Source organism: Rhizobium sp. SRI_017 (assembly GCF_057586295.1).
Genome location: NZ_JBYCZP010000025.1, coordinates 1 through 21073 on the forward strand (window position 1 = coordinate 1; position 21073 = coordinate 21073).

Consider the following 21073-nt stretch of genomic DNA (forward strand, 5'->3'; position numbering starts at 1 on the left):
GGCTGTCTTTATGCAATTGACCATCCTCGGGATCGTCTTTTCACTCCTTGGTTTCTTGAGCACAGCTGTTTTCGCCTGCAGCGCAGGAAGCCTCGGCGCTTTCCTGCGCCGACATCCTGCGGTTTTGAAGTGGCAGGGTAAAGTGGTTGGTGGCATCTACTGCGCCTTGGGTGTGAGATTGGCACTCCAACAGCGCTGAAGACCAAATAGCCATTATGGACGCAAACGACCGGCAAGCCCCGCCTTCCAATCAATCCACCACCAGCGCGAGACGGCCGAGATAGTGCTCTTCCAGCATTCGGTGTGCGTCGGCGGCGGCCGTTAATGAAAACCGATGTGATAGATGAACCTCCAATCGGATTGCTTCTGCCAATGTGCGGAGTGTGGTTAGTAGTTCGTCGTCGTAGTCGCCATTAAAATAGATCGGTTGAATGCCATGAGGCAGTTGCGGTGGCGGATACACGCCGTTTGGCACAGCAACCCTGCTTTGCGGCCGCAAATGAACAAGTGCACTCGCAGAAGCGTCTGCGCCACCCGTTACCAGCGCAGCATCCAGCCCGTTTGGCAGCACCTCCGAAAGGCGTCGCTTGAAGCTTTCGTCGCGACCGTTGAACGCGACGTCAGCGCCGAGTCGGGACGCGAGTGCCGCGCCATCCTCCCCCGACGCAACCGCAATGACGCGCGCACCCATCGCCTTCGCCAGCTGCACCGCCAAGTGGCCCATCCCGCCCCCGGCACCAAAAATCAGGACGGTTTCTCCAGGCATCAGCCTGATCTTATCCCTGAGCCCTCGCAGCGCAGTGCCTCCGTTGCTGGGCAGGGTCGCCGCCTGCTCCAGCGATAGATGTGACGGGATCGACCATGCTTTGTCCGCATCAACCACTGCGAAATCGGCGTAGAAGCCACCCTTCGGATTGCGCGCCGGAATAAGGCCGTACACCCTGTCGCCGCGCCCGTGACTGCCGACGTTGGCGCCGGTGGCCACGACCTTTCCCGCGCCTTCCGATCCCAGCACGTATGGAAAGTTCGGCGCCTCCGCCCCCAGCGACGCGAAGTATCCCTCTCGCTCAAACTTGTCCCATGTGCCTACGCCGGCAGCTGCTACGCGGACCAGCAATTGATCGGGCGCCGGCGTCGGTGTCGGAAGGGTGACCTGCTTGAGAGTATCGACGCTACCGAAGCGATCAATGGCGACGGCGCGCATCGTTGCGGGCGGCTGGTAATTCATATTCGGCTCTCCTATTTCGATACAATCTAGTCAAGCCGGCGGACAACGGGAAGAGCTTACCTTTTGGTAAGCCACTGAAACAAAAGAGGAAGTTAGCATGCGTAAAACAGCATCTGTTTCGCCTCTCGATTGTCCGGGACGGGAGGTTTTTCTCCACCTCACAAGCAAATGGGGATTCTCATTGCTAATCGCATTGAGCGAGGGGCCGATGCGGTTTCACAGCTTGCGCGATGCCCTGGAAGGTGTAAGCGAGAAGGTATTGACGCAAACGCTCCGTGACCCAGCGCGCGACGGCCTCATCGACCGAACGGTGCGCAACACCGTGCCTCCGCAGGTTACTTGTTCGTTGACAGAACTTGGTCAGGAAGGCGCACGGCGTTTGCAGGACCTGTCGTTATGGATCGGGCGCAATCTTGACTCGTTCATTGCTTCCCGCGCCAGCCTCGGTGACGAAGTGGCGTCCTGACGCGTTAGCCAAGAAGAATGATGGCAGTGGAGAATGCCCAGTGGGACTCATCGAAGGATCCAACCTCGACAAGGTGTATTCCACCGCCACTGGCCCTCTGGTGGCGCCGACCAACGTTTCATTTGCCATTAAGGAGGGTGAGTTCATTTCGCTCGTGGGAAACATCTAGGTGTGTTGGGGCAGAGGGGCTTCCCATTTTTGGGGAGGATATGAAACAGTCGTCTAACGCAGCAAACTCGTCGATTTTGGGCGCGTTGCTGCTTCGGCAGCCGCCGTTCGTCGTCTCGTGCTTTCGGCGCTAGACGTTCATGCTCCCATCCTTTGACAGATCAATAGTGTGAGTGAGGCCGGTGGTGTAGGGCTGGCTGCGAATTACTAATGGGACTCGGACCCGGTCATCCGATTCGTAGATCGCGCGCAAGGCCGAGAAATTCTGTTGCTGGTCCTGAAGCAGGGCAGTGATATTATTCAGAAGGTCAGCGTCTTGGGGCATAAGTGGTTTGCTAAAGTCGTAGCTGGCGTTGAGACCCCAGACATCGAAAGTTAGCATCTCCTGCTTGTTGAGCCCGGCGAAATCTCGGATGACCTCCCATCGAACACACCAGGCTCCCCGGATCTCGGCTCCATAGCCGAACTCCGATGCATCGAGTTCGCCCGCCTCAATGCCTCGCCACGCTTGGTCCGCGGAGATGAAGCGGTCAACAGGCATGTCCTGCTGCATGGTGTCAGCATCGACCAAGATCCAGCGATCTTCAGCTGCGTTCCAGTACTCGCAGACGACATGAGACTGGAAATGTCCCGGCGCCAAATAAGACGCGAATCCGTGTCGCGTTCTCGATGGGATGCCTCGACTTCGAAGAACCGAGCAAAGCATCGTAGCAAAGTGTCTGCAGTCCACTACAACCCGATGCTCAACGGGACGCTCGATGCTCCACGGGCGCTCATCAACCTCCTTAATCCGCTCGAGCAGACGCGCAACAGGACGGATTTCAATCTCGCCACGCCTCCTCTCAGACAGCTGGATACCCTCGGCATAAGTCTTCCAATTGTGGAGGAGAATGTTTTGGAACGCAGCACCGATTTCCATGGCCGCGTCCGGCAGCGAACCGTAGAGGTACTCATTTTTGCGCGGGTCAGTCACTGCGCTTTGCGTGCCATAATAATCCAGCATTCTATTGTCCGCCGTCACTTGCATAATTTCTCCCCCCAGCTGCGGTACCGTCGCGGTTTCTTGAGAATAGATAGTCGATAGAATGTGGCCCCGATGCGGCGAGTTTGATCCTTCTGCCGCTCCCCGAATCTTCATTCTCGGCTCGAGACATGGTCTCGAACATAAGGGGAACAAAAATGGGACTGTCAAGTTGCCAGGCATAGGGTGCAACGAAATAGAAGCGCCCAAAATACGATGGTTGCCTACCAGTTTCGGCTTGGAGCTGCCGGAGCACGCTGGCCAGCGTGCGCCGCAGGAATGGCGCAGTTTCGCCATTTCTCAGCTCGTTCACGCGCCGGTGCTGAAAGCGGCAGGTTGCTGCCGGTTCAACTTGCTAGGTAAGCGACGTCTGCTTCCTTGAAGGCTCTAAAACCCGGACTGATGGCTCGCCACACCTTTCGCCAAACCAGAACGACCGCTTTCGGGACACGGCCGAACCCGCGCCAATTGCCGAAATAGGGGCGCAAATGCGACATGACTTCCGCCTTGGCCCATTGTGGACGAGCCAGTGTCGTCTGCCGCTTTCCGAGAGCAGGTCAATCTGAGGCAATGTTCAAACTGTTCCGAGGCGGAACAGCGAGTTCCAGGCAAGCCTTGATCCTCTCTCCATCGATCGGGACGTTGCAGGCGCTGCAAGTGCCCTGGTCGCGGCGTTTCTTGGCACCCACAAGGCCGAGGAGATATCGAAGCAGATCGGGAAGTGATGTTCGGATGTCAGCCGAAGCTTGCACCGGCTTTCCATCGATAGTGAAACGCATTGCCGCCCTTTCTGACCGCTAGATAAACTGTCGAGCTTAGCGGTGATTCAAGTTCGCAGAACGCATCAGCTGTATCGTGGGTTCCTGCAGCATACGGGGCATATGTTGCAATGCAGAAAACAACATGGGTTTCAGATCACAACATCTGCTTGCGGATTTGCAAGGCCGCATCAATCATTTCGTCGAGCTGATCTCGGTCCAAAATCAATGGCGCTTCCGCCCCGTATTCCAAGATGACGTACTGCGAGCCGCTTGCATCGTTTCGCCGCAAGCGCAATGTCATTCTACCTTGGCTAGGGCCGAGGCCCACAGTCATTCGATCGACTTCTCGGAACGAGAGCACCGAAACGAACCTTTTCCATAGCCTCATAGAGTCGATCCCATTGCCATCGGTGCACAGTAATATTTGCAAAACCAAACGATGCAGCGTTGTGGCGGCAGCGTCACTCGAAATGCCTGCTCGATCGTATTGCCGCCGTCATCGCAGCGCCTGCGGCGGTGCAATGCGACAGACCCACCCAAGTAGCGCCGCCAATGAGCCAAAATCTAGCGGTTCTTAACAAAAATCCAGCGTTCATCCTTCTTGACGAAAGCATGAACAACGACCGCTCTCTGCCCATTCGGATGTTTCCCGATGAACGCACACTCGTAACCTTCAAGCCCTATGCGCGCGAAACAGGCGTCTTTTCTTTCAAACGTTTCCCCGGTGAGCGCCTCAGCCTCAGTTTTGGTCGGCCCCTGATCGTACATCGGGGCGGGATCACAGCTCGCCATCGTAAACGAGGATAAAGCGACCCAAAGAGGAGATGTCCAATGTTTCAGCATGCGCAAACCTCGTGGGACACCGTGTGCAAGCTAATGACGCAAGGCGGATGTGCAACGACGCCCTGGTAACGCGCGTCCCAGAATTGGAGCCACATACCGGCTGACGGTCGCGGCCCTCATCGTCGGCCAAAGCCGAAAGGAACCACCGAGCATTGAGCTGTTGCGACGCCATTTGGCCAATACGGTTGAAAATCGCTCTAATTGAGGCTCAGTATGCCGAGAAAGACTGCACCAAGGCCGGCCAGAGCCAGCGCTGGATAGAAAATAACGATCTTAATCGTTCAATCTCTCAATAGAGAATTGCTCTTCTCCTCTTCGCTTTCGAGGTTCGGCTCACCTAGATAGACCGGGAACAGATCGTCTCCTTTCATTTTCTTTCCCGCCAGAACGTCGAACCCCAAGACGTCACATAGCCATGCCCGGGTATTTGGCGCGTCGAGCCCAAGCAGCCCTTGAGGCCATGCGCGAACCGAGAGCGGCAGTGCCAATTGACGCGGCGCTGAACGAATAGAAGCACCGACGATAAATGCCCTATTGATAATCCTCCGAATAGAGATAACCCTGAAGGGATGTGTTTGCTCTTCAATCAATTCGTCAAGAGAATATTCGGTCTGCTCGGATCAATGATACTGGGCATGACGATATCCCATGCCCAGGATCTAAAGATCTACCGCAACAGCGAATTCAAGATACAGTTTGCCTATCCCTCCTCCTGGAAACCCACCGAATGTGACGGCACTACGCAAGACGGTATCTGCCGTGCTTGCGCAGGATGCAAATCCGTCTTCTTTGGCGACGACCGGCTTACTGTCCGCGTCAAATACGGGAGTCTGGTTGAGCTTTTCAGCGACGAAGACGAAATGTTTACGAAAACCACAAATGGGCGCGTCGAGTTGGCGGTCCCTGTCTTTATTGGATCAGAAGAGGTTGCCGGCCCGAACTGGGGTGGCATGATATTTTCATACGCTTGCTCCGCTGATGGAGGGCGATACGAAGGCGTCTGCTACGAATCGGTCGCCCACCGATCGGGTGTTTCGATAATTCTCTCAGTGGGCAATAGCGCGGTTGAAAAGGACACGATGAAGCAAATAATGAAATCCCTGAAATTCCTTGACTGACGCGTCGAGCCATCGGCCGTCTTGGTTGTTGGGCTCGGACACCGCATAGGTCTAGGGCGTTTGAAAGCTCGCCGGAGGCTTATTTAAGAGTCGTTATGTTAGTGTCGTCGTTCATTAAGCGAAAGCCCGCTTGCTTAAATAGTGGCCGATATCCATACATCTCCCGATTGTGAATCGGCGCCAAACGTTGACCCCACGCGAAGGCTGCATAAGACTTTAATTTTCCGGTCTAAATCAGAAAATCGGTGGGGTCACGATCGGCGCCGATCATGACCCCAATCGTAGGACGAATTCATTAGAAAAGTCATGCGCTTGTTGCGATTCAGACGGGGATCAAGTTACGTTGCTGATTCACACCCTCGAGCAGATCCTGCAGCATCTGCCGGCGCTCGTGTTGGCCGAGCTTCGTTAGATCATAGCCATCGAGATAAAGCAGATCGAAGGCATAAAAGACCGCCTCGCTGGCGTTCCGCTTCCCGCCCCGGCCGCCGAGTGCCTTCTGCAGCGCGGAGAAACTCGACCGGCCCTGATCGTCCAGCCCGACCGCCTCGCCATCGAGAATGAGCGTTCGTGGACTGAACCCGCGCGCGGCCGCCGCAATCCCGGAAAAGCGATCGGTCCAATTGTGCCCGCCTCGCGTGATGATACGGATGCCGTTGAGCTCGACGTGAACGGCGAGCCGATAGCCATCGAACTTGATCTCGTATTGCCATTCCTCGCCCGAGGGAATCTTGTTCGCCAAACGCGCGAGGCAAGGCTCGATCCTCGTTGGCATGGGATCGAATGGAAGGTGGGCCTGACGCGTATCAGGTGGAAGGATCGGTCGAGAGACCAACGGCAGGTCGATATCGCGTTTGAGCGGTGCGGACTTCGGAGGTTTGGGTCGCTTTGCCATGGCGCCATTGCGCCAGAGATTTCTTAAAATGCCGTCAGCGGGAGGACACAGCGAACTTGGCTTACGATTGGGATGACAGACGATCGCGGAGAATCAAATGAATCCTGGCGCTCGGTGCCATGGTCGTACTGGTCGTGGCTATATGGTCCATCGTCGTTCTAACCGGACTCGCAAACTAGCTGTCGCCGCGCCGCCGCGATTTCAGATGCTCGATCTGATCGCCGCTCACCTCGCTGCCTTCAGTCACCAGAACAGTCCCGACATTCTTGCTGTGGCATTGCGGGCAATGGAGCTTGGGGACCAGATAGACAGGAAGCACGCTTTGATCCCGGCCGAGCTCACCAGCCACACGGTTGAGATCGACATCCTGATCATATCCGCAGTCGAAACAATAGGCATGGATATGCATGCCGGCGTCTATCACCGAACCAATCGTCGTATGCCTGGTAGGATAGAATTTCTCAGCCAACCTTGAACTCTCTTGAGCTTGCCTCGACTATAGGGTGCCCACTTGCGGAGTCAAAACATGCTCAACTCCCCCCGACTTCCCGCCCGTCATCCTGATCGTCACATCGATTGTCAGGAGATCTTGGAAGACCGCATCAATATCATCATGGATGACGCACGGGCGGCAGGATGGTCGACGGAGGAAATTGCCGTTGCCATCGTTGAGCTTGCTGACAATCTGATGCTGGGTCAGCGCGCGAACGACGACATGGAAGCCGTCTTCGACCTGGCTCGTCACCAGGGTTGGCGCTGGCGTTTCGATTAGGGTTTGCGCGTGCGTCGATAACTGACAGAATGGTGGATGGGACACCCTGACGTCGGCTGTCAGGGACGATGTGCTAGTCCGACGACAGCAGACAATGCGCCAGCCGTCTCGATCGCACTCCTATGCCGTCCGCTGTCGAGTGAGTTGGCGAGGTCATCGCTACTCCGTATTGTCCCCTGAGCGGCGATAACAGAAAGCATCCAATGCAACCCGCCCGTATTCGCGTTATCGACCTTGAGACAGCGGGCAACGGCCCAAGCGACGTCTGTGAAATTGGCTGGCAGGATGTTGTGCTTGAGGATGACGGTCGCTGGTGTTTGAACGACGAGCGTGGGGCGTTGTTCGTCAATCCTGGCCGTCCGATTTCTCCCGAGACGATGGCAGTTCATCACATCCTAGATTCCGATGTCGCCGGGGCACCGCTATGGAAGGAGATTGCATCGACCATACTGCGCCCGGAGCAAGGGGTGTTGGCCCTGGCCGCCCATCGCGCGGCATTTGAGCAGCGCTACTGCACGCCGCGGCTATGCGGAGGTGCCCCATGGATTTGCACCTGGAAATGTGCGCTTCGCGTTTGGCCGCATTTACAAAAATTTTCCAACCAGATGCTCCGATACCAGCGGATGCCAGAGGGCTTGGTCCACCAGATCGGCCTCCCCGCCCATCGCGCCATGCCGGACGCATATGTCACCGCCCATCACCTGCGTGATTTGCTCAACGAGGTTTCCGCCGAGCAGCTTCTGGCCTGGAGCCGAGAACCCGGCCTGCTGCCACGCGTTCCCTCGGGACCGGACCGGGGAAAGGAGTGGGATCGCCTGACACTGGAATCGCTGGCCCATTTCGCCCAGGACAGAGATCTGGATATTCGCTTCAGCGCGCAAACCGAGTTAACGCGGCGCGGCGCAACAGGCGAGAAATCGGCGGCTACGCCAGCGCAGCGAACGCTCTTCTGACAGGCTATACGACGCGCAGGATGCAGAAATTATTTCCGCGTTCGAACACACAAGCAAGCGAAGGTGTTGATAGGGCAGCGATTGAATTGCAATGGGTCGTGTTTCTCGCGATTTTCCGTCGCAGTCGGCTTTGCGGCAGGCCTTGTTCGTCCAATGATAGCTGCTTACAGTTGACGAGCACTCTGTTCACGTAACAAATGGGTTAAGCCTGTGATGATAGGCTGATTCTAGGCAGAAAGCTCTTCAGGCGACCAATGGCACGCGGCGAATTGATGAAGAAATTGCTAGCAAGCTACGGTCGGGATGACGAGTTCCGCGCCGTTGCCGAACAGATCATCACAGAAGAGGAAAAGAAGAACAATCTGGCTCTGGCAAAGACCTTGAGGAAGACGCTTGAGGGTGGGTCAAACCGTCCAGCAGCTCCGAAAGCGCTCGCACCTCTCCTTCCTTTTCCGGAGGCGGCATCCGACTTCATAGAACGAATCGAGCCTCAGCACACGAAGGGGGAAATTGTCCTTAGCGCAACGAATGTTCGCGTGTTGCTGGGGTTGGTCAAAGAATTTCGGCGCGGTGAGGACCTTCGCCGCCATGGATTACAGGTCCGCTCGAAGGTGCTTTTCTGTGGGCCACCTGGCTGCGGCAAGACGCTTTGCGCAGAGATCTTTGCAGCCGAACTCGGTCTGCCATTCTTCGTTGTCAAACTCGACAGGCTTATTTCATCCTATCTCGGTGAGACAGCGTCCAATATTCGCAAGATTTTCGAGTTCGCGCGCAAACAGCCCTGCGTCTTGTTCTTCGACGAATTCGATGCGCTTGCTCGAGCACGCGACGACAGCGGTGAGCACAATGAGCTGCGCAGGGTCGTGAACAGCCTTTTGCTGTTCATAGACCAGATCAGGCCCAAGGGTTTCCTGATCGCGGCCACGAATCTTGACCAGTCACTTGATCCCGCGGTGTGGCGCCGGTTCGACGAAGTCGTATGGTTTGAGCGGCCCGATCGCAGGATGATTGATCGCTTCCTGCGCATGAAGTTCAAGAACGTTGCAACCGCGTTCGAGCCCACGGCTTTCATCTCATCGCTTGAGGGCTATTCCTACGCAGAGATCGAGCGGGTCTGCATTCAGGCGATCAAGTCGATGATTGTCGAACGCCGCAAGCAGGTCCAGGAGCGTGATTTCAATCGAGCTCTGAAAGACGAGACGCGTCGGCGCTCGAACTCCGCGCGGTTGAAAGCCGGCTCCTGATCGGCTGATACATGGCACGGTATGACCATCTACAACTCGTCCGTCTTCCCGAACGCTTTGAACGGCGCAGGCACGGTGGCGGGTCACCGCCGCCAAGCAGAGACCTCGCGGCTCATAGCACGAAACTTGAGACCGAACTGGACGCCGCCATTGCCACGCAGCAACGTCGGCGCAAAGCCGAATTTGTCGATCCCTCTCTGATCCTGCGTGTCCACATGAGCAGCCAATTGCTCGAGGAGCAGTGGGAGCAATTGGGTCTCACGGTCCTTTCGAGCGATCTGGATCGTTCGCTTGTGCTGTTTGCGTCAACCGACGAGATGCAGGAGTTCCGGCGCCGGTTGGCAGCATGGAAGGCCGGAATACCTGAGGGGAAGAAGGCGCATTCGTATAACGGCTTCATCGCCGCGATCGAAAACATCGGCGCTGTCGAACCGCGAGATCGCATCGGCGTCCGCTTCCGTGAGGACGGCTTCACCGAATCTTCCGATTTTGAAGACGGCACGACATATCTCGTTGACCTTGAACTCTGGGATCTGGGCGAGCGACGGTTGCGCGAGCGCAAGCTGGAGCAAACTGAAGCCTACATTGAGGCCAGGGACGGTGAAGTCCTTGATCGTTATATCGGCCCGTCAATCACCATGGCCCGCATTCGAGTGTCGGGCTCGCTCCTAAAGACCCTGCTCGCCGTAGAGGCCGTTGCTACGATCGACCAACCGCCCCAGCCCGACGTTACGACGAGCGAGGCTTATGATCTCACCTTGGAGAACGTTCCCCCGTTGAATGGGGTTGCGGCCGATGCACCACTTATCGGAATTCTCGATAGTGGCATCAACGCCCATCCTTTCATCGATGATATTTTGGTAGGTTCGATCGGCGTTCCCGCCCGCCTGGGAACTGCCGACGACTTCGGGCACGGCACGCGGGTCGGTGGGGTCGCTGTATTCGGTGATTTGCGCGCGCAGCTCGCGGCAGGCACGCTTGATCGAGGAGCTCGGCTTTGCTCGGCAAAGGTCGTCAATGAGCATGGGGCATTCGACGATCGCCGTCTGGTTCCCTCGCAAATGCGGGAAGCTATAACCACGCTCAATGCCGACTATGGCTGCCGGATCTTCGTGATTGCCTTGGGCGACACGAAACGGCCCTACGATGGCGGCAAGGTCGGGACGTGGGCCGCGACGCTGGACGAACTCGCCCGCGAACTCGATGTCGTTATCGTCGTGTCTTCCGGTAACAGGAGCCCACGAGGGGGAAATCGCCTTGAACAGGCGGTGACACAGTATCCTGCCTATTTGCTGGAGGGCACCAACCGCTTCTTCGAGCCGGCGGGTGCAATGAATGTTCTCACTGTCGGATCGCTCGCGCACGGTGAGGGACTAAATGCCCAGCACTTGGCCGAGGTGATGGTACGACCGATCACCCGGCAAAATGAGCCGTCGCCATTTTCTCGCATTGGCCCGGGTGTGGGTGGGTCTACCAAACCCGATCTTGTCGATATCGGCGGCACGCTGATTTACGATCCCGTCGTTCAGAGGCTCCGGAGGGGCGAGGAAGTTCCAAGTGCTGGAGTATTGACGCTGCATCACACGTTTCTCGACCGACTTTTCACGGCAGGTTCCGGAACGTCTTATGCGGCGCCACGCGTGGCCTTCATCGCAGCGCAAATTCTCGGCCGGATGCCGACGGCCTCGGCAAATCTTATCCGCGCGCTCATGGTGGGCTCAGCTGAAATCCCTGATGCAGCCAGAGAGCGGATGGCACTTCTTGGTGGCGATGCCATCCGCTCCGTTGTTGGTCACGGGATGGTCGACCTTGAACGGGCAGCATTCTCCGATGATGCGCGGGTCGTTCTTTATGGTGAGGATGAACTGGCCATCGATCATTTCGCCGTCTATCGCATCCCTATCCCAGAACCGTTTCAGACGGAAAACGGAGAAAGGTCCATCCGCGTTACGCTTGCCTATGACCCGCCGGTGCGTCACACGCGGGCGGATTACGCCGGTGTCGGAATGAGTTTCCGGCTTTTGCGCGGTTGCCCGTCGGACCTGATTTTCGAGCATTATCGGAAACGCGGGAAGGACGAAGAACGGTTTCCGGAGATTGCAGGTCGATTCGACTGCAAACTTACTCCTTCATCGACCATTCGCGAAAAGGGAACGGTCCAGAGCGCAACCGTTACATTCAAGCGAGACGTCGCGGAATATGGCAACGATTATTATCTCGTCGTTCGCTGCGAGGGTGGCTGGGCAAGTCACGTAGATCGGCAGAATTTTGCCGTTGTTGTCGAAATTTCTCACAAGGCGGAAGTCCAGCTTTACGAGAGAATTAGGCAGAGAATTCGCGTTCAAACATAGGGGATCGACCGTCTGCAGACCTCGCACAATTGAGCGAACATCCAGATTGCAGTAGGTATCCGGTCGCCTTGAACGGATACGAACTGAAGGCTCTGGAATAGCCCTGATCAATGCGTTGATATCTCAAAACAATTCCGCTACGCTTTGGCTGCGATCCAGGAACGGGGGTAACCCTTAGCAGTCTATGATGCGCCGAAAGTTAAGCTACCGTATCCACCTGTCGAAGCGGCATCATGACCTCCTATTGCAGCTTTCTAATCGCAAACCCTCTTCATTGTAGCCTGATCGAGAGCCATGCCGAGCGAGTTGGCTGGCCGATCAGCTTCCTTCCCGACCCCTCCCAACGATTCTGGTTTCACAAGGGCGGGACAACGATCATTTCGCATCCAGAAACCCTCGGTTCCCGAGTTGTCGATGGCATTCCAGGGCAAATGCTTCTGATCAATACCGCGGAAGAGGCGGTGGCCAACAACATCGTCCATCTGATTTGCGCTGCCTATGACATCATCGAAGGAAACCCGGGCGAACGCGTCGCCCTTCGTTCTGTATTTCCGCTTCCAGACGACACCGCGGAGCGTAACAGCATTTATGACAACCTGTTTCGAAAACGCGGTTTTTTCGAGCAGTTTGTCGGCCCACCCGAGCTCGCTGTCGCTGTGGCGACCGCAGCCAAGGCATGGTCGGATAGATCGTTGATCTACGCTATTCACAAGTTATCTCGGAGCTACGCGACGGAGAGCATCACCTGGTGGTCTGCCCATCCACGCTACGGTGAGATGTTCGACAAGCACTCTCGCCTTCACGCGGCCCACGTTGGAACATCGATTGCAATCAATCTCGCCTTCTCAGCAATCGAGGAGCTCCAGCTTCAGGTGAAATCTAGCGCCAGGAACAAGCGCTGGCTCGACTTAAAGGCGGGACAATGGAACCCTGCTGTGTTGGAAGACCTCCGTGTGAGATTGCGTGCAGCTCATATCGATCCCGACAGCACAATGACCTGGATTGTCAGAGGCGATCGGTCGCTGGCCGAAACCGAGATAACGCCCGTGCTTGGCATTCCTACTCCATATTCAGACGGTCAAACCGTCCGAGATGTTGAAGTAACTTTGCCAGACGCACTTCACATCTGCAGTTTCATCCGGAATTATATGACAGCACACCGGTTCGTGGAGGCTTCTCCATTTTTGGGGCCATACGAGGTTCACAACGTGCAAAGCTTGGCGCGACAACTGATCCTTTGCGCTTGCGGCCTATGGAGGGTTTCGACGGAAGATCTCTTGAAATCGAGCTGGTAACAGCCCTTTCCGAGGCGAACTTAGTGTCTGAATCAAAATGAACGTCGTGTTTTCATGACCTTGCGAGCCTTCTGGTGAGCAGGCGAATATTTGCGATGAAGACCCAGGCCTCGGCGGATGCGATGGTTCGTTCGAAGTCCTTGGCCAGCCTTCGGCATCGACCGAGCCACGCAAATGTGCGCTCAACTACCCATCGGCGCGGCAGGGTTTCGAAGCCTTTGACACCGTCCGAGCGCTTGATGATTTCCAGCGTGAACTTCCCGACCTTTTGCAATGCTCCCCTCAGCTTCGGCCCAGCATAGCCGCCATCGGCAAAGACATGGCGCAACCATGGCCAGCGTTTGAGGATCGACTGCAGGACGACGGGTGCGCCGTCACGGTCCTGGATGTCGGCGGCATGAATGATGAGACCGACCAGCAGGCCGAGCGTGTCGACGACGATATGGCGCTTGCGGCCCATCACTTTCTTGCCGGCATCAAAGCCACGAATTCCACCGCTTTCGCTGGTCTTGACCGACTGGCTGTCGATGACGCCGGCGGTGGGGCTTGCCTCTCGGCCTTCCCGTTCGCGCGCCGCCATCACCAGTTCATTATTGATCGTGCGCAGCAGGCCATCGTCACGCCAGCGGTAGAAGTATTTCTGCACCGTCGAGAATGGCGGGAAGTCCTTGGGCAGAAGCCGCCACGCACCGCCCGAGGAGGCCATATACAGAAGCGCGTTCACCACCTCGCGAAGGTCCGTCTTGCGCGGACGCCCGATGCGGTTCGGCGACGGTATCAGCGGTTCGATCAACGCCCATTCTTCATCGGTCAGGTCGCTTGCGTAGCGAAGGCAACGCCGCTCATAATGCGGCCGAGTGGTTTCGGTCCAAGGCATCGTGATCTCCGTCGAATCTCAGCAATCCGACAGAATCACAACCTACTGAAATCACTCACTGCTTTTTGGAACGGACACTTACGATCAGTCGGATACCACAGAAACGGTCATGTCAGGATGACAGGGCAGCCCCAAGATAGGACGTTTTGCAAGACCTCGGCCGCCCGTTGCCCATTGAGCCGCCGGATTGCTTGCAGTTCCGGTGAAATTTCCGTCAGCACATTTATCAGCTTGACCTGATCGCGCATCAGCAGAGATGCGTCTCGCAACGCGGCCGGCGGTGGCTCTCGGGTGAGCCCGACGGCCAAGCTGCTGCCGAAGGCCAGGGCGGCATAATAATCGATCGGCCAGAGATGGCCGATAACCTGCTGGCACGAAGAGACAAGTTCTTGGGCGAGGCCCGACCGCGCCATTCCATTGAAGGTCTGCGCGGTCGCGCTCGAACAAATGTTTAACACGAGCAGGCGGCGTCCCACGCTCGGCACGTCAAAACTTACAATGTCGGCAAGCGACGCTATAGCGCCGTCCTCCATCACGATACCCGTCCGGCGCTGGTCGTCAGACGTTTGTTCGCCGTGCCCGATGACCCAAAGCAAGTCTGCTTCGGGATCTTCGTAGAATCGGCGAAACTCTTCCCGGTCGAGGGTCCCTGGCATGTCCTTCACATGCCAGCCTGCCGCCGCCGCGACGTGTTGCAGCGCTTCGACCTCTGCGTCAGTGGTCTGCGTGGACCCCGGCCAAATCGAAAGAGTTTTGATTGGCCTGAGAGCGTTGGCGACGCTTAGAGAGGTTTCCAAGGGTGCAACCCAGCCGAGCCGGTCTAGGATCATGGCTTGGAGTGGGTCGCGGTGTGCAGGCATGACGACCACCGATCGCGGGACCCAGCCCTGCGGCAGCCTGCTGCTAACTTCCGACAGCCTATAGTGATCATCCATCGCCGCCCAGATCTGGGCGGCGAATTCGAAGGCTGGGGTGCTCTTCAGTCGGTCGTCGACCCTGACCTGTCGATCTCCTTGCGGTCCACGAAAGTATTCGTTCAGCGCGTTCGAGTTGGCGACCAGAGCGTTTTCAAGAGAATCGGCAACGATATTGGATGCAAAATAGCGATCGTCCGGCCAAACATAAGCGACCCCATCTCCGTGGTTGGGGCAAATGAAAAGGATATCTCCGTCCGCACAGACAGAATCGGGTTCCGCGTACCATGCACGCAGAACCGCCATCAGGTCGTCGGTCGAACCAAACTTGCACAACGCGTAAATGATCGGATGGAGCAGCAAGATGCGCGAATCCAGCGCAACCCGTGCCGCATGCCTTGAATTGCCTGAGCGGTAGATTTCGGAAAGCGCGTGAATTTCCGAAAGGATTTCGACACGTGCGGCAAGCCACGCCTCTTGGTCTTGCAGTGTGACGGCAAGAAGCTGCAGCGGTTCGTGCTCTTTCAACTCGGCTCGCAAATCTCGAAGGGTGCGACGCGCCCATTCGACAGGATGGGTGTCGGTGTAATGACCGACATGTGTCGACATCGAGATTTGGATCTGCGCCCTGTCCGTTACGGGTATCTCCGGCTCCTCCAGACGCCGCAAAAGCGCATCGACCTGCGACTGTGTGCCTTCCAACTTCTTCGCAGCCGAGTAGACGGCGATCGCGGTGAGTGCCTTCGTTCCTTTGCCGTTTCCGGCTTGGGTGGCGATGGCCACCGCTGCCTCCAGGAACATATTGCAGTGGCCGTCCAGACCACCAAACTTGTGCGCCACGATATACGCCGCCCAGACCCAATCAACGGCGACTTCGAGCGCAAGCTCGTTCATTGCTCTCGTAGCGCCGGCGTAGGGCGGCAGCCTGTATTCCGCATGGTTTTCCGTCCGATCGAAAACATGCTCGCGCGAGATAGACCAGAGTAACCAGTGATAACACGTCCCTAAGCGGCCCGAGGTCATCGTCCGATAGATTTGCACCTGGGAGGTGACAAAACGAAATCCGTCAATCATGGCTGCCGCAGATGGATCAGTCTGGACTATTGTCTCAGCCTCGACGTCAGCGCGCAGTGCCTCACAGAATACGTTCAGCTGATCGTCTGATTCTTGAAGTTTCATCTGCAGCTCAAAGACGGCTTCGGCGAGAAACTGCCCTTGCCTGATCCAGTCGAAGGGCGACTGCCACGGTAGAATATTTGGAAATGCCTTGGCGGACGCCGGAAAATGTTCAGCTAGAGTCATGGCTTACCTTTCGCCACCTTTTCGATCATCGGAATAAAGGACAGCGGAAGCCGCCGCATCAGATCTCGAATGTGCCAAGCCGAAAATGCTGCACAGCCATGTCGACCTCGCCAACACCCTTGAAATGAGCCAGGAAATCCCTGCCTTCCATCGACAGCACTTCGATCTCGGGTTCGAGCACCCGCACAGCGGCTTTCGCTGCATTGGTAATGATCGGCAACATATCGAAAAAAATTGGGACCTCCTGAGTCCGACTAGCTGCGAAGCTCGTGAGAGTATCTCCCCCGAGATAGTCATTAATCGTCTGCGCCCGTTGTGCATTCAATCGCGTAACGCTATATGGCAGGTTCAGGAGCTCATTGACGTCCTGCCATGAGAGGGCTTGCACGAATAGTCGTTGCTCCAAGGGCGACGCCGCACCGTAGGTAACAAGACCAAATTCCCCGGAGACACGCCCCTGCCTTGGCCTCGTAAAATATGTCTCCACGCTTCGAATTCGATGGGCGTGATTGTGGTGGCGGGCGTTGCGGATCGCCAAAAGGGTCGCCGTTGGAGCGGCTTTATTCCATGGAAAATTAATTTGTGAACTGGCCTGCGCGGCATCGTAAATACTGTGAAATCCGTTCAGGACGGCCGATAGGCCCAGGTCGAGGTTACCTGCAGCTTCCTGCGGGTCGACCTTCATTAATGCGGGCGCGTGAATGAGATGCTCAGTGTTGAGCCGGAGCGCATGCGAAAAACTGTCAAATGCTTCACTGATTGATTTCACGATATCTCGGACATCAAAATATTGGCTTAGAACTTGTCATCTTACCGCCGAGGAAGCCCGCTGGTACGACAATCGATTTTCTCAGATCCGAGACTGCGTGGATCAGGATGAAGCTGTTGTAAGGTGTGGCAAAACCTTCCGCAACGAATTCCACCAAATCTCCATTCTTGTCCTCAAGGGTCAAGGTGCCAGGCCGGGACATCTTTCGACCACCCAGCGGGATGAATTCCGCAAGGGGGCTCATCCGATCGATATGTTCCGGGACCTGCAATTTCCCGAACCGCTTCTGGAAAAGCGGCGAGAGCTCGAGGCGTCGGAGGTCAGACCGCATTCCTAAAACGGGGCAGACTTCGACGGGGTTAAGCACGATTACCGCGCAGGCTCGTTCATTTCGCCTGACATATTCTCGCAAGGACGCGTAAATCGACGCACCAAATTTTTTGCTTAAGGCAAGCGGCACTTTGATGCTGAAATTGCTGTCCGCTGCCATTTGGGAGAACCGGCTATCCTGAAACAGAACAACCGTCGCGAATATGTTTGCCTCACGTTCAAACTGATCGGAGACATCAGGCGAGAGCGATTTGTCGCAATCTTGGATCCATCGAAAAAGCTTCGACTGATGCGGGATGTGCTTATGGCCTGCTTCGTGCAGCTTTAGAAAATTCTGCTTGGATTCGGTGACAGTCGTGTCGATGTGAATGAGATCTTCGTGAACATCGAAGATGCCCCTCACCTTTTCGATCGCAGATTTTACGAGGCTGGCAGCGCGTTCTCCAAACTGGAGCGCGTGCCGGAGCAATGAGCGCGGATCAAAAGCGCTCATCGGCGCGACTCGAAGCTTTGCTGCGCCGAGTAGATCTGGGACCGGCGTGGGTAGCCGGTCCCATGCGCTTGCCTTGTTCAACAGATCCGTCGCCGCGCGGTGGATTGCTGCATACTCGCTCGGCGAGAGTGAACTGTCGTCAGGCTTCAAAGGGTCAGTCCTTCTTCGACCGCAGATATCCAAGGTATTTCAGTAATTCCGATTCCTCAGTCTGCGTTAAATTCAATTCAGAGAAAGTCGCCGCCCTCCCATGGCGTTCAACATCGGTACGCGTCGTAGTAATGTAACCTGCCAGCTCCATTAGTCTGTCGTATTCCACGCCATAAAGGTTTGCGAGGGCATATAGAATGTTAGGGGACGGCCTCTGAATCTTTCCGTTCTCAATTTGGCTTAGATAAGCATTTGAGACTTCTTTGTTCGTAGCTTCTTCGACTGCGCGAAGGGTAAGCTTTCGATCTGTGCGGATTGACCCAAGATATTCTCCAAGGGTGACTTTCACATCTCTCCTCTTTTCATACGGCACTTGATGCGCCGCGCTGCCGGGGTTTCGCGGTGCAAGGCATCCTAACGCCATTGCTTGATAAGTCAAGCATGCGTGCAATATGCTATTTTTATCAAGCGCGCTCATTTTATGCTTGATCTTCTTAGCATGCTTGCGCCATGATGCACGCACTGATCGGCCGCGGCGGATCGGTCAACTAACCAACGAGGTAAGAAAATGACTAGAAATAAAAAGGAAGCAGCGGTGTCCCGCATCGAGGAACTTCTCGAAGATATCCTCGATGAAATCGTCGAACTGGAAGTCTACGCCAAGGAAGGCAAGCGCCCGCCGCTTGCTAAGGCGTACCGCTTCAAGATCAACGACAAGGCCTATGTCTGGAACAAGCCGCACATCACTGGACGCGAGGTCTTAGTTCTCGCCGGCCTTACGCCGCCCGAGAACTATACCCTGCGGGTGAAGCTTGTGGGTCACAAGCCTCACAAGGTGGAGCTCGACGAGCGGATCGACCTCCGCCACCCGGGTACTGAAAAGTTCCGCGCGATCCGCAAGGAACAGACTGACGGTGAAGTTCAGGGGCGGCGCGATGCGCCGCTCCTGGACGCCGATACTGCCTTCTTGGAAGCCTACGGACATAAATTCGACATCGTCAAGGACGGGTCGACCTGGGTCGTTCTTCATGACTTTCCGATCCCCGCGGGCTTCAACCATCAGCGCGTATCCTTGGCGATCAGAATCGAACAGGGCTATCCGATGACCCAGCTTGATATGCTCTATGTCTTCCCCAAGCTCGCTCGGATCGACGGTCGTGAAATTCCGCAGACGCAGGTGGAACAGACGATCGAAGGCAAGGTCTTCCAGCGGTGGTCCCGCCACCGCTCAGGCGCGAACCAGTGGGTGCCCGGCGTCGATTGTCTCGAAACCCACGTTTTCCTCATCGAGGAAATCTTCGAACAGGAGGCTGCACGATGAACGTCACACTCAGCATTTCGGCAGACCAGCACGCGGCCCTGGCTGACCACCTCTTCCCCGGCGACGGCCTTGAGGCCGCCGCACTAATCTTGTGCGGGGGAGCCGACCATTCGGAACGCTATCGGCTATCCGTGCGTGAGGTGATCCTGCTCGAACACGGCAAGTGCAAGAGACTGCACGACCGCATCTCATGGCCAACCGATCTCATCGTGCCTCATCTCAACCATGCCGAGGAACTTGGCCTCAGTGTGATAAAAGTCCATTGCCACCCCGGCGGCTTTGCCGAATTTTCAGACGTGGACGACGAGGGCGATAGAGAACTGCTTCCGATCATTCGGTCGTGGGTAGGAGCGGCGATCCCACATGCTAGCATCGTAATGCTGCCTAGCGGGCGTCTTTTCGGACGCTATCTTCAAGACGGATACGAAATGAAGCCGATCGATATGATCAGCGTGGCTGGCCCCGATATCCGCCTGTTTCCGGCGATCACTACGGCCGATGGCGAGATTCGGTCTTTTGGGCGGTCGCAGGATCAAGCCTTCGGCGAAGGCACAACCGCTACACTTGGCAGACTTCGTGCTGGCATTGTCGGTATTTCTGGGACTGGCAGTCCCCTGCTTGAGCAGTTGATCCGGCTCGGTTTTGGCGAGATCGTCATTATCGATCCAGACATCATTGAGGATCGCAACCTCAACCGCATCCTTAATAGCACCGTCGCTGACGCCGGTGCGGGTCGGCTAAAAGTGGATATTGCAGAGGCTGCAGCCATCGCGACAGGCCTTCCTACAAAGATTATCAAGGTTGCATCGACATTGATGTCACCGGCAGCGATCAATGCACTGTCCGTCTGCGACGTGATCTTTGGCTGTGTCGATACGCATGCAGGTCGTTTTGCGATGAACCTGGTGTCGACCTATCACATCATCCCATACTTTGACGTCGGCGTGATGCTTGATGCGACCAAGGAAGCCGACGGGACAGGTCGGGTCAGCGATATTCTTGGAACCGTCCATTACATCGTGCCCGGACGCTCCAGCCTGATTTCTCGCGACGTCATCTCTCTTCAAACGGTGGCAGCCGAAGGGCTGGCGAACTCGGATCCGGAAGCGGCGGCCCAGCAGGTTCGCGATAAGTATTTTCGAGGCCTAACTGTCAGCAGACCCGCAGTGATCAGCATCAATATGTTCGCTGCAGCACTTGCTGTGAACGACTTCCTCGCGAGGATCCACCTCTATCGGCAAATGCCCAACGGAGATGTCGGCTCAATCGAATTCAGTCTGGGCCAGCTTCGCCTAACCGCTGACGAAGAGCAGCAGGATTGCGCGCTTCTTCATCCTTGGGTTGGTCACGGCAAGATCTCGCCACTTCTTGGTCTGCCTGAATTGTCGGAGCCGCGCACATGAAGCTTCTATGGCTTGCTGACGCCGGTCAGTATCTCGTCGGGACAATTCGCCATCTGTGCCGACGGCCTTATCGAGCTGTGGTTCGAGAAGGGAACATGCCACGGTTCATCGCCCCGAAGACGCTTTACATTCTCAACGAAGACGGCGACCCATGGCAGGCGACAATGCGGTGCCCTTGCGGCTGCGGCTGCGCCTTGGAGATGAACCTGGTGACCGACGAAAAAGCCGTCTGGCGGGCAAAAGTCGAATCCGATGGAACGGGTACGCTTCACCCTTCCGTCTGGCGGCAGGTCGGATGCCGCTCCCATTTCTTCATTCGCAATGGAAAGATACACTGGTGCGATTAGCTTCGCCTTGATGCTCACGACCGCGCCGCAACCACGCGAACAGTGTTGTCAT

Annotated in this window: 21 protein-coding genes and 1 pseudogene; 11 read left to right on the forward strand and 11 right to left on the reverse strand. The window is 56.4% G+C overall.

Going from position 1 to position 21073, the window contains the following annotated elements:
* Nucleotides 1-199: pseudogene (locus AC2YI2_RS31950) on the forward strand (LysE family translocator); the annotation flags it as partial.
* Nucleotides 200-250: 51 nt separating this feature from the next.
* Here the strand turns inward: AC2YI2_RS31950 and AC2YI2_RS31955 are convergent.
* The gene (locus tag AC2YI2_RS31955; protein WP_487390575.1) at nucleotides 251-1228 is read right to left on the reverse strand and encodes a quinone oxidoreductase family protein; all 978 of its coding nucleotides are present in this window, start codon (nucleotides 1226-1228) and stop codon (nucleotides 251-253) included.
* 97 nt (nucleotides 1229-1325) lie between these two features.
* Between AC2YI2_RS31955 and AC2YI2_RS31960 the strand changes: the two genes are divergently transcribed.
* The gene (locus AC2YI2_RS31960) at nucleotides 1326-1694 is read left to right on the forward strand and encodes a winged helix-turn-helix transcriptional regulator (protein WP_487390576.1); all 369 of its coding nucleotides are present in this window, start codon (nucleotides 1326-1328) and stop codon (nucleotides 1692-1694) included.
* A gap of 298 nt (nucleotides 1695-1992) precedes the next feature.
* Here AC2YI2_RS31960 and AC2YI2_RS31965 read toward each other — a convergent pair whose 3' ends face one another.
* From AC2YI2_RS31965 to AC2YI2_RS31975, 3 genes are all read right to left on the reverse strand, one after another.
* A complete protein-coding gene (locus AC2YI2_RS31965) occupies nucleotides 1993-2865 on the reverse strand; it encodes a transglutaminase-like domain-containing protein (RefSeq protein ID WP_487390577.1) in 873 nt (290 codons plus the stop codon).
* A gap of 933 nt (nucleotides 2866-3798) precedes the next feature.
* Entirely contained in the window at nucleotides 3799-3978 is a 180-nt protein-coding gene (locus AC2YI2_RS31970) for a hypothetical protein (RefSeq protein ID WP_487390578.1), read from the reverse strand.
* Nucleotides 3979-4208: 230 nt separating this feature from the next.
* Nucleotides 4209-4487 carry a hypothetical protein gene (locus AC2YI2_RS31975; protein WP_487390579.1) on the reverse strand — a complete coding sequence of 93 codons (279 nt, stop codon included), beginning with the start codon at nucleotides 4485-4487 and terminating at the stop codon, nucleotides 4209-4211.
* A 575-nt stretch (nucleotides 4488-5062) separates the two neighbouring features.
* Here AC2YI2_RS31975 and AC2YI2_RS31980 point away from each other — a divergent pair.
* Nucleotides 5063-5605 (forward strand): hypothetical protein, encoded by a 543-nt coding sequence (locus AC2YI2_RS31980; RefSeq protein WP_487390580.1) that lies wholly within the window; start codon nucleotides 5063-5065, stop codon nucleotides 5603-5605.
* A 322-nt stretch (nucleotides 5606-5927) separates the two neighbouring features.
* Here the strand turns inward: AC2YI2_RS31980 and AC2YI2_RS31985 are convergent, their stop codons facing one another.
* Complete coding sequence (locus tag AC2YI2_RS31985; protein ID WP_487390581.1) at nucleotides 5928-6500, reverse strand: ATP-dependent DNA ligase; 573 nt, start codon at nucleotides 6498-6500, stop codon at nucleotides 5928-5930.
* 175 nt (nucleotides 6501-6675) lie between these two features.
* Nucleotides 6676-6969: a hypothetical protein gene (locus tag AC2YI2_RS31990; RefSeq protein ID WP_487390582.1), complete on the reverse strand. Its 294-nt coding sequence runs from the start codon at nucleotides 6967-6969 to the stop codon at nucleotides 6676-6678.
* Nucleotides 6970-7026: 57 nt separating this feature from the next.
* Here AC2YI2_RS31990 and AC2YI2_RS31995 point away from each other — a divergent pair, with 57 nt between their 5' ends.
* The 5 genes from AC2YI2_RS31995 to AC2YI2_RS32015 all read left to right on the forward strand — a co-directional run bounded on the left by AC2YI2_RS31995 (nucleotide 7027) and on the right by AC2YI2_RS32015 (nucleotide 13115).
* A complete protein-coding gene (locus AC2YI2_RS31995; protein ID WP_487390583.1) occupies nucleotides 7027-7272 on the forward strand; it encodes a hypothetical protein in 246 nt (81 codons plus the stop codon).
* Nucleotides 7273-7475: 203 nt separating this feature from the next.
* Nucleotides 7476-8225: a DNA polymerase III subunit epsilon gene (locus AC2YI2_RS32000; protein ID WP_487390584.1), complete on the forward strand. Its 750-nt coding sequence runs from the start codon at nucleotides 7476-7478 to the stop codon at nucleotides 8223-8225.
* Nucleotides 8226-8479: 254 nt separating this feature from the next.
* On the forward strand, nucleotides 8480-9469 hold the full coding sequence (locus AC2YI2_RS32005; RefSeq protein WP_487390585.1) for an AAA family ATPase: 990 nt from the start codon (nucleotides 8480-8482) through the stop codon (nucleotides 9467-9469).
* An 11-nt stretch (nucleotides 9470-9480) separates the two neighbouring features.
* Entirely contained in the window at nucleotides 9481-11820 is a 2340-nt protein-coding gene (locus AC2YI2_RS32010) for a S8 family peptidase (RefSeq protein WP_487390586.1), read from the forward strand.
* Between the two features lie 233 nt (nucleotides 11821-12053).
* Nucleotides 12054-13115, forward strand: coding sequence for a hypothetical protein (locus AC2YI2_RS32015; protein ID WP_487390587.1), 1062 nt, complete (start codon nucleotides 12054-12056; stop codon nucleotides 13113-13115).
* Between the two features lie 52 nt (nucleotides 13116-13167).
* Here the strand turns inward: AC2YI2_RS32015 and AC2YI2_RS32020 are convergent, their stop codons facing one another.
* The 5 genes from AC2YI2_RS32020 to AC2YI2_RS32040 all read right to left on the reverse strand — a co-directional run bounded on the left by AC2YI2_RS32020 (nucleotide 13168) and on the right by AC2YI2_RS32040 (nucleotide 18428).
* A complete protein-coding gene (locus AC2YI2_RS32020; RefSeq protein WP_487390588.1) occupies nucleotides 13168-13992 on the reverse strand; it encodes an IS5 family transposase in 825 nt (274 codons plus the stop codon).
* A gap of 107 nt (nucleotides 13993-14099) precedes the next feature.
* A complete protein-coding gene (locus AC2YI2_RS32025) occupies nucleotides 14100-16208 on the reverse strand; it encodes a CHAT domain-containing protein (RefSeq protein WP_487390589.1) in 2109 nt (702 codons plus the stop codon).
* A gap of 58 nt (nucleotides 16209-16266) precedes the next feature.
* Nucleotides 16267-16977, reverse strand: a complete 711-nt coding sequence (locus AC2YI2_RS32030; protein ID WP_487390590.1) for a hypothetical protein — start codon at nucleotides 16975-16977, stop codon at nucleotides 16267-16269.
* Nucleotides 16978-16990: 13 nt separating this feature from the next.
* On the reverse strand, nucleotides 16991-17950 hold the full coding sequence (locus tag AC2YI2_RS32035; RefSeq protein WP_487390591.1) for an ImmA/IrrE family metallo-endopeptidase: 960 nt from the start codon (nucleotides 17948-17950) through the stop codon (nucleotides 16991-16993).
* Between the two features lie 4 nt (nucleotides 17951-17954).
* Nucleotides 17955-18428 (reverse strand): helix-turn-helix domain-containing protein, encoded by a 474-nt coding sequence (locus AC2YI2_RS32040; protein ID WP_487390592.1) that lies wholly within the window; start codon nucleotides 18426-18428, stop codon nucleotides 17955-17957.
* Nucleotides 18429-18518: 90 nt separating this feature from the next.
* Here AC2YI2_RS32040 and AC2YI2_RS32045 point away from each other — a divergent pair, with 90 nt between their 5' ends.
* From AC2YI2_RS32045 to AC2YI2_RS32055, 3 genes are all read left to right on the forward strand, one after another.
* Nucleotides 18519-19271 (forward strand): multiubiquitin domain-containing protein, encoded by a 753-nt coding sequence (locus tag AC2YI2_RS32045; protein ID WP_487390593.1) that lies wholly within the window; start codon nucleotides 18519-18521, stop codon nucleotides 19269-19271.
* Entirely contained in the window at nucleotides 19268-20674 is a 1407-nt protein-coding gene (locus AC2YI2_RS32050; protein WP_487390594.1) for a ThiF family adenylyltransferase, read from the forward strand. The genes AC2YI2_RS32045 and AC2YI2_RS32050 overlap by 4 nt, the downstream gene beginning before the upstream one ends.
* Before the next feature lie 95 nt (nucleotides 20675-20769).
* Nucleotides 20770-21021 (forward strand): ubiquitination-like system serine protease family protein, encoded by a 252-nt coding sequence (locus tag AC2YI2_RS32055; RefSeq protein WP_487390640.1) that lies wholly within the window; start codon nucleotides 20770-20772, stop codon nucleotides 21019-21021.
* The last annotated feature ends 52 nt before the right edge of the window (nucleotides 21022-21073 follow it).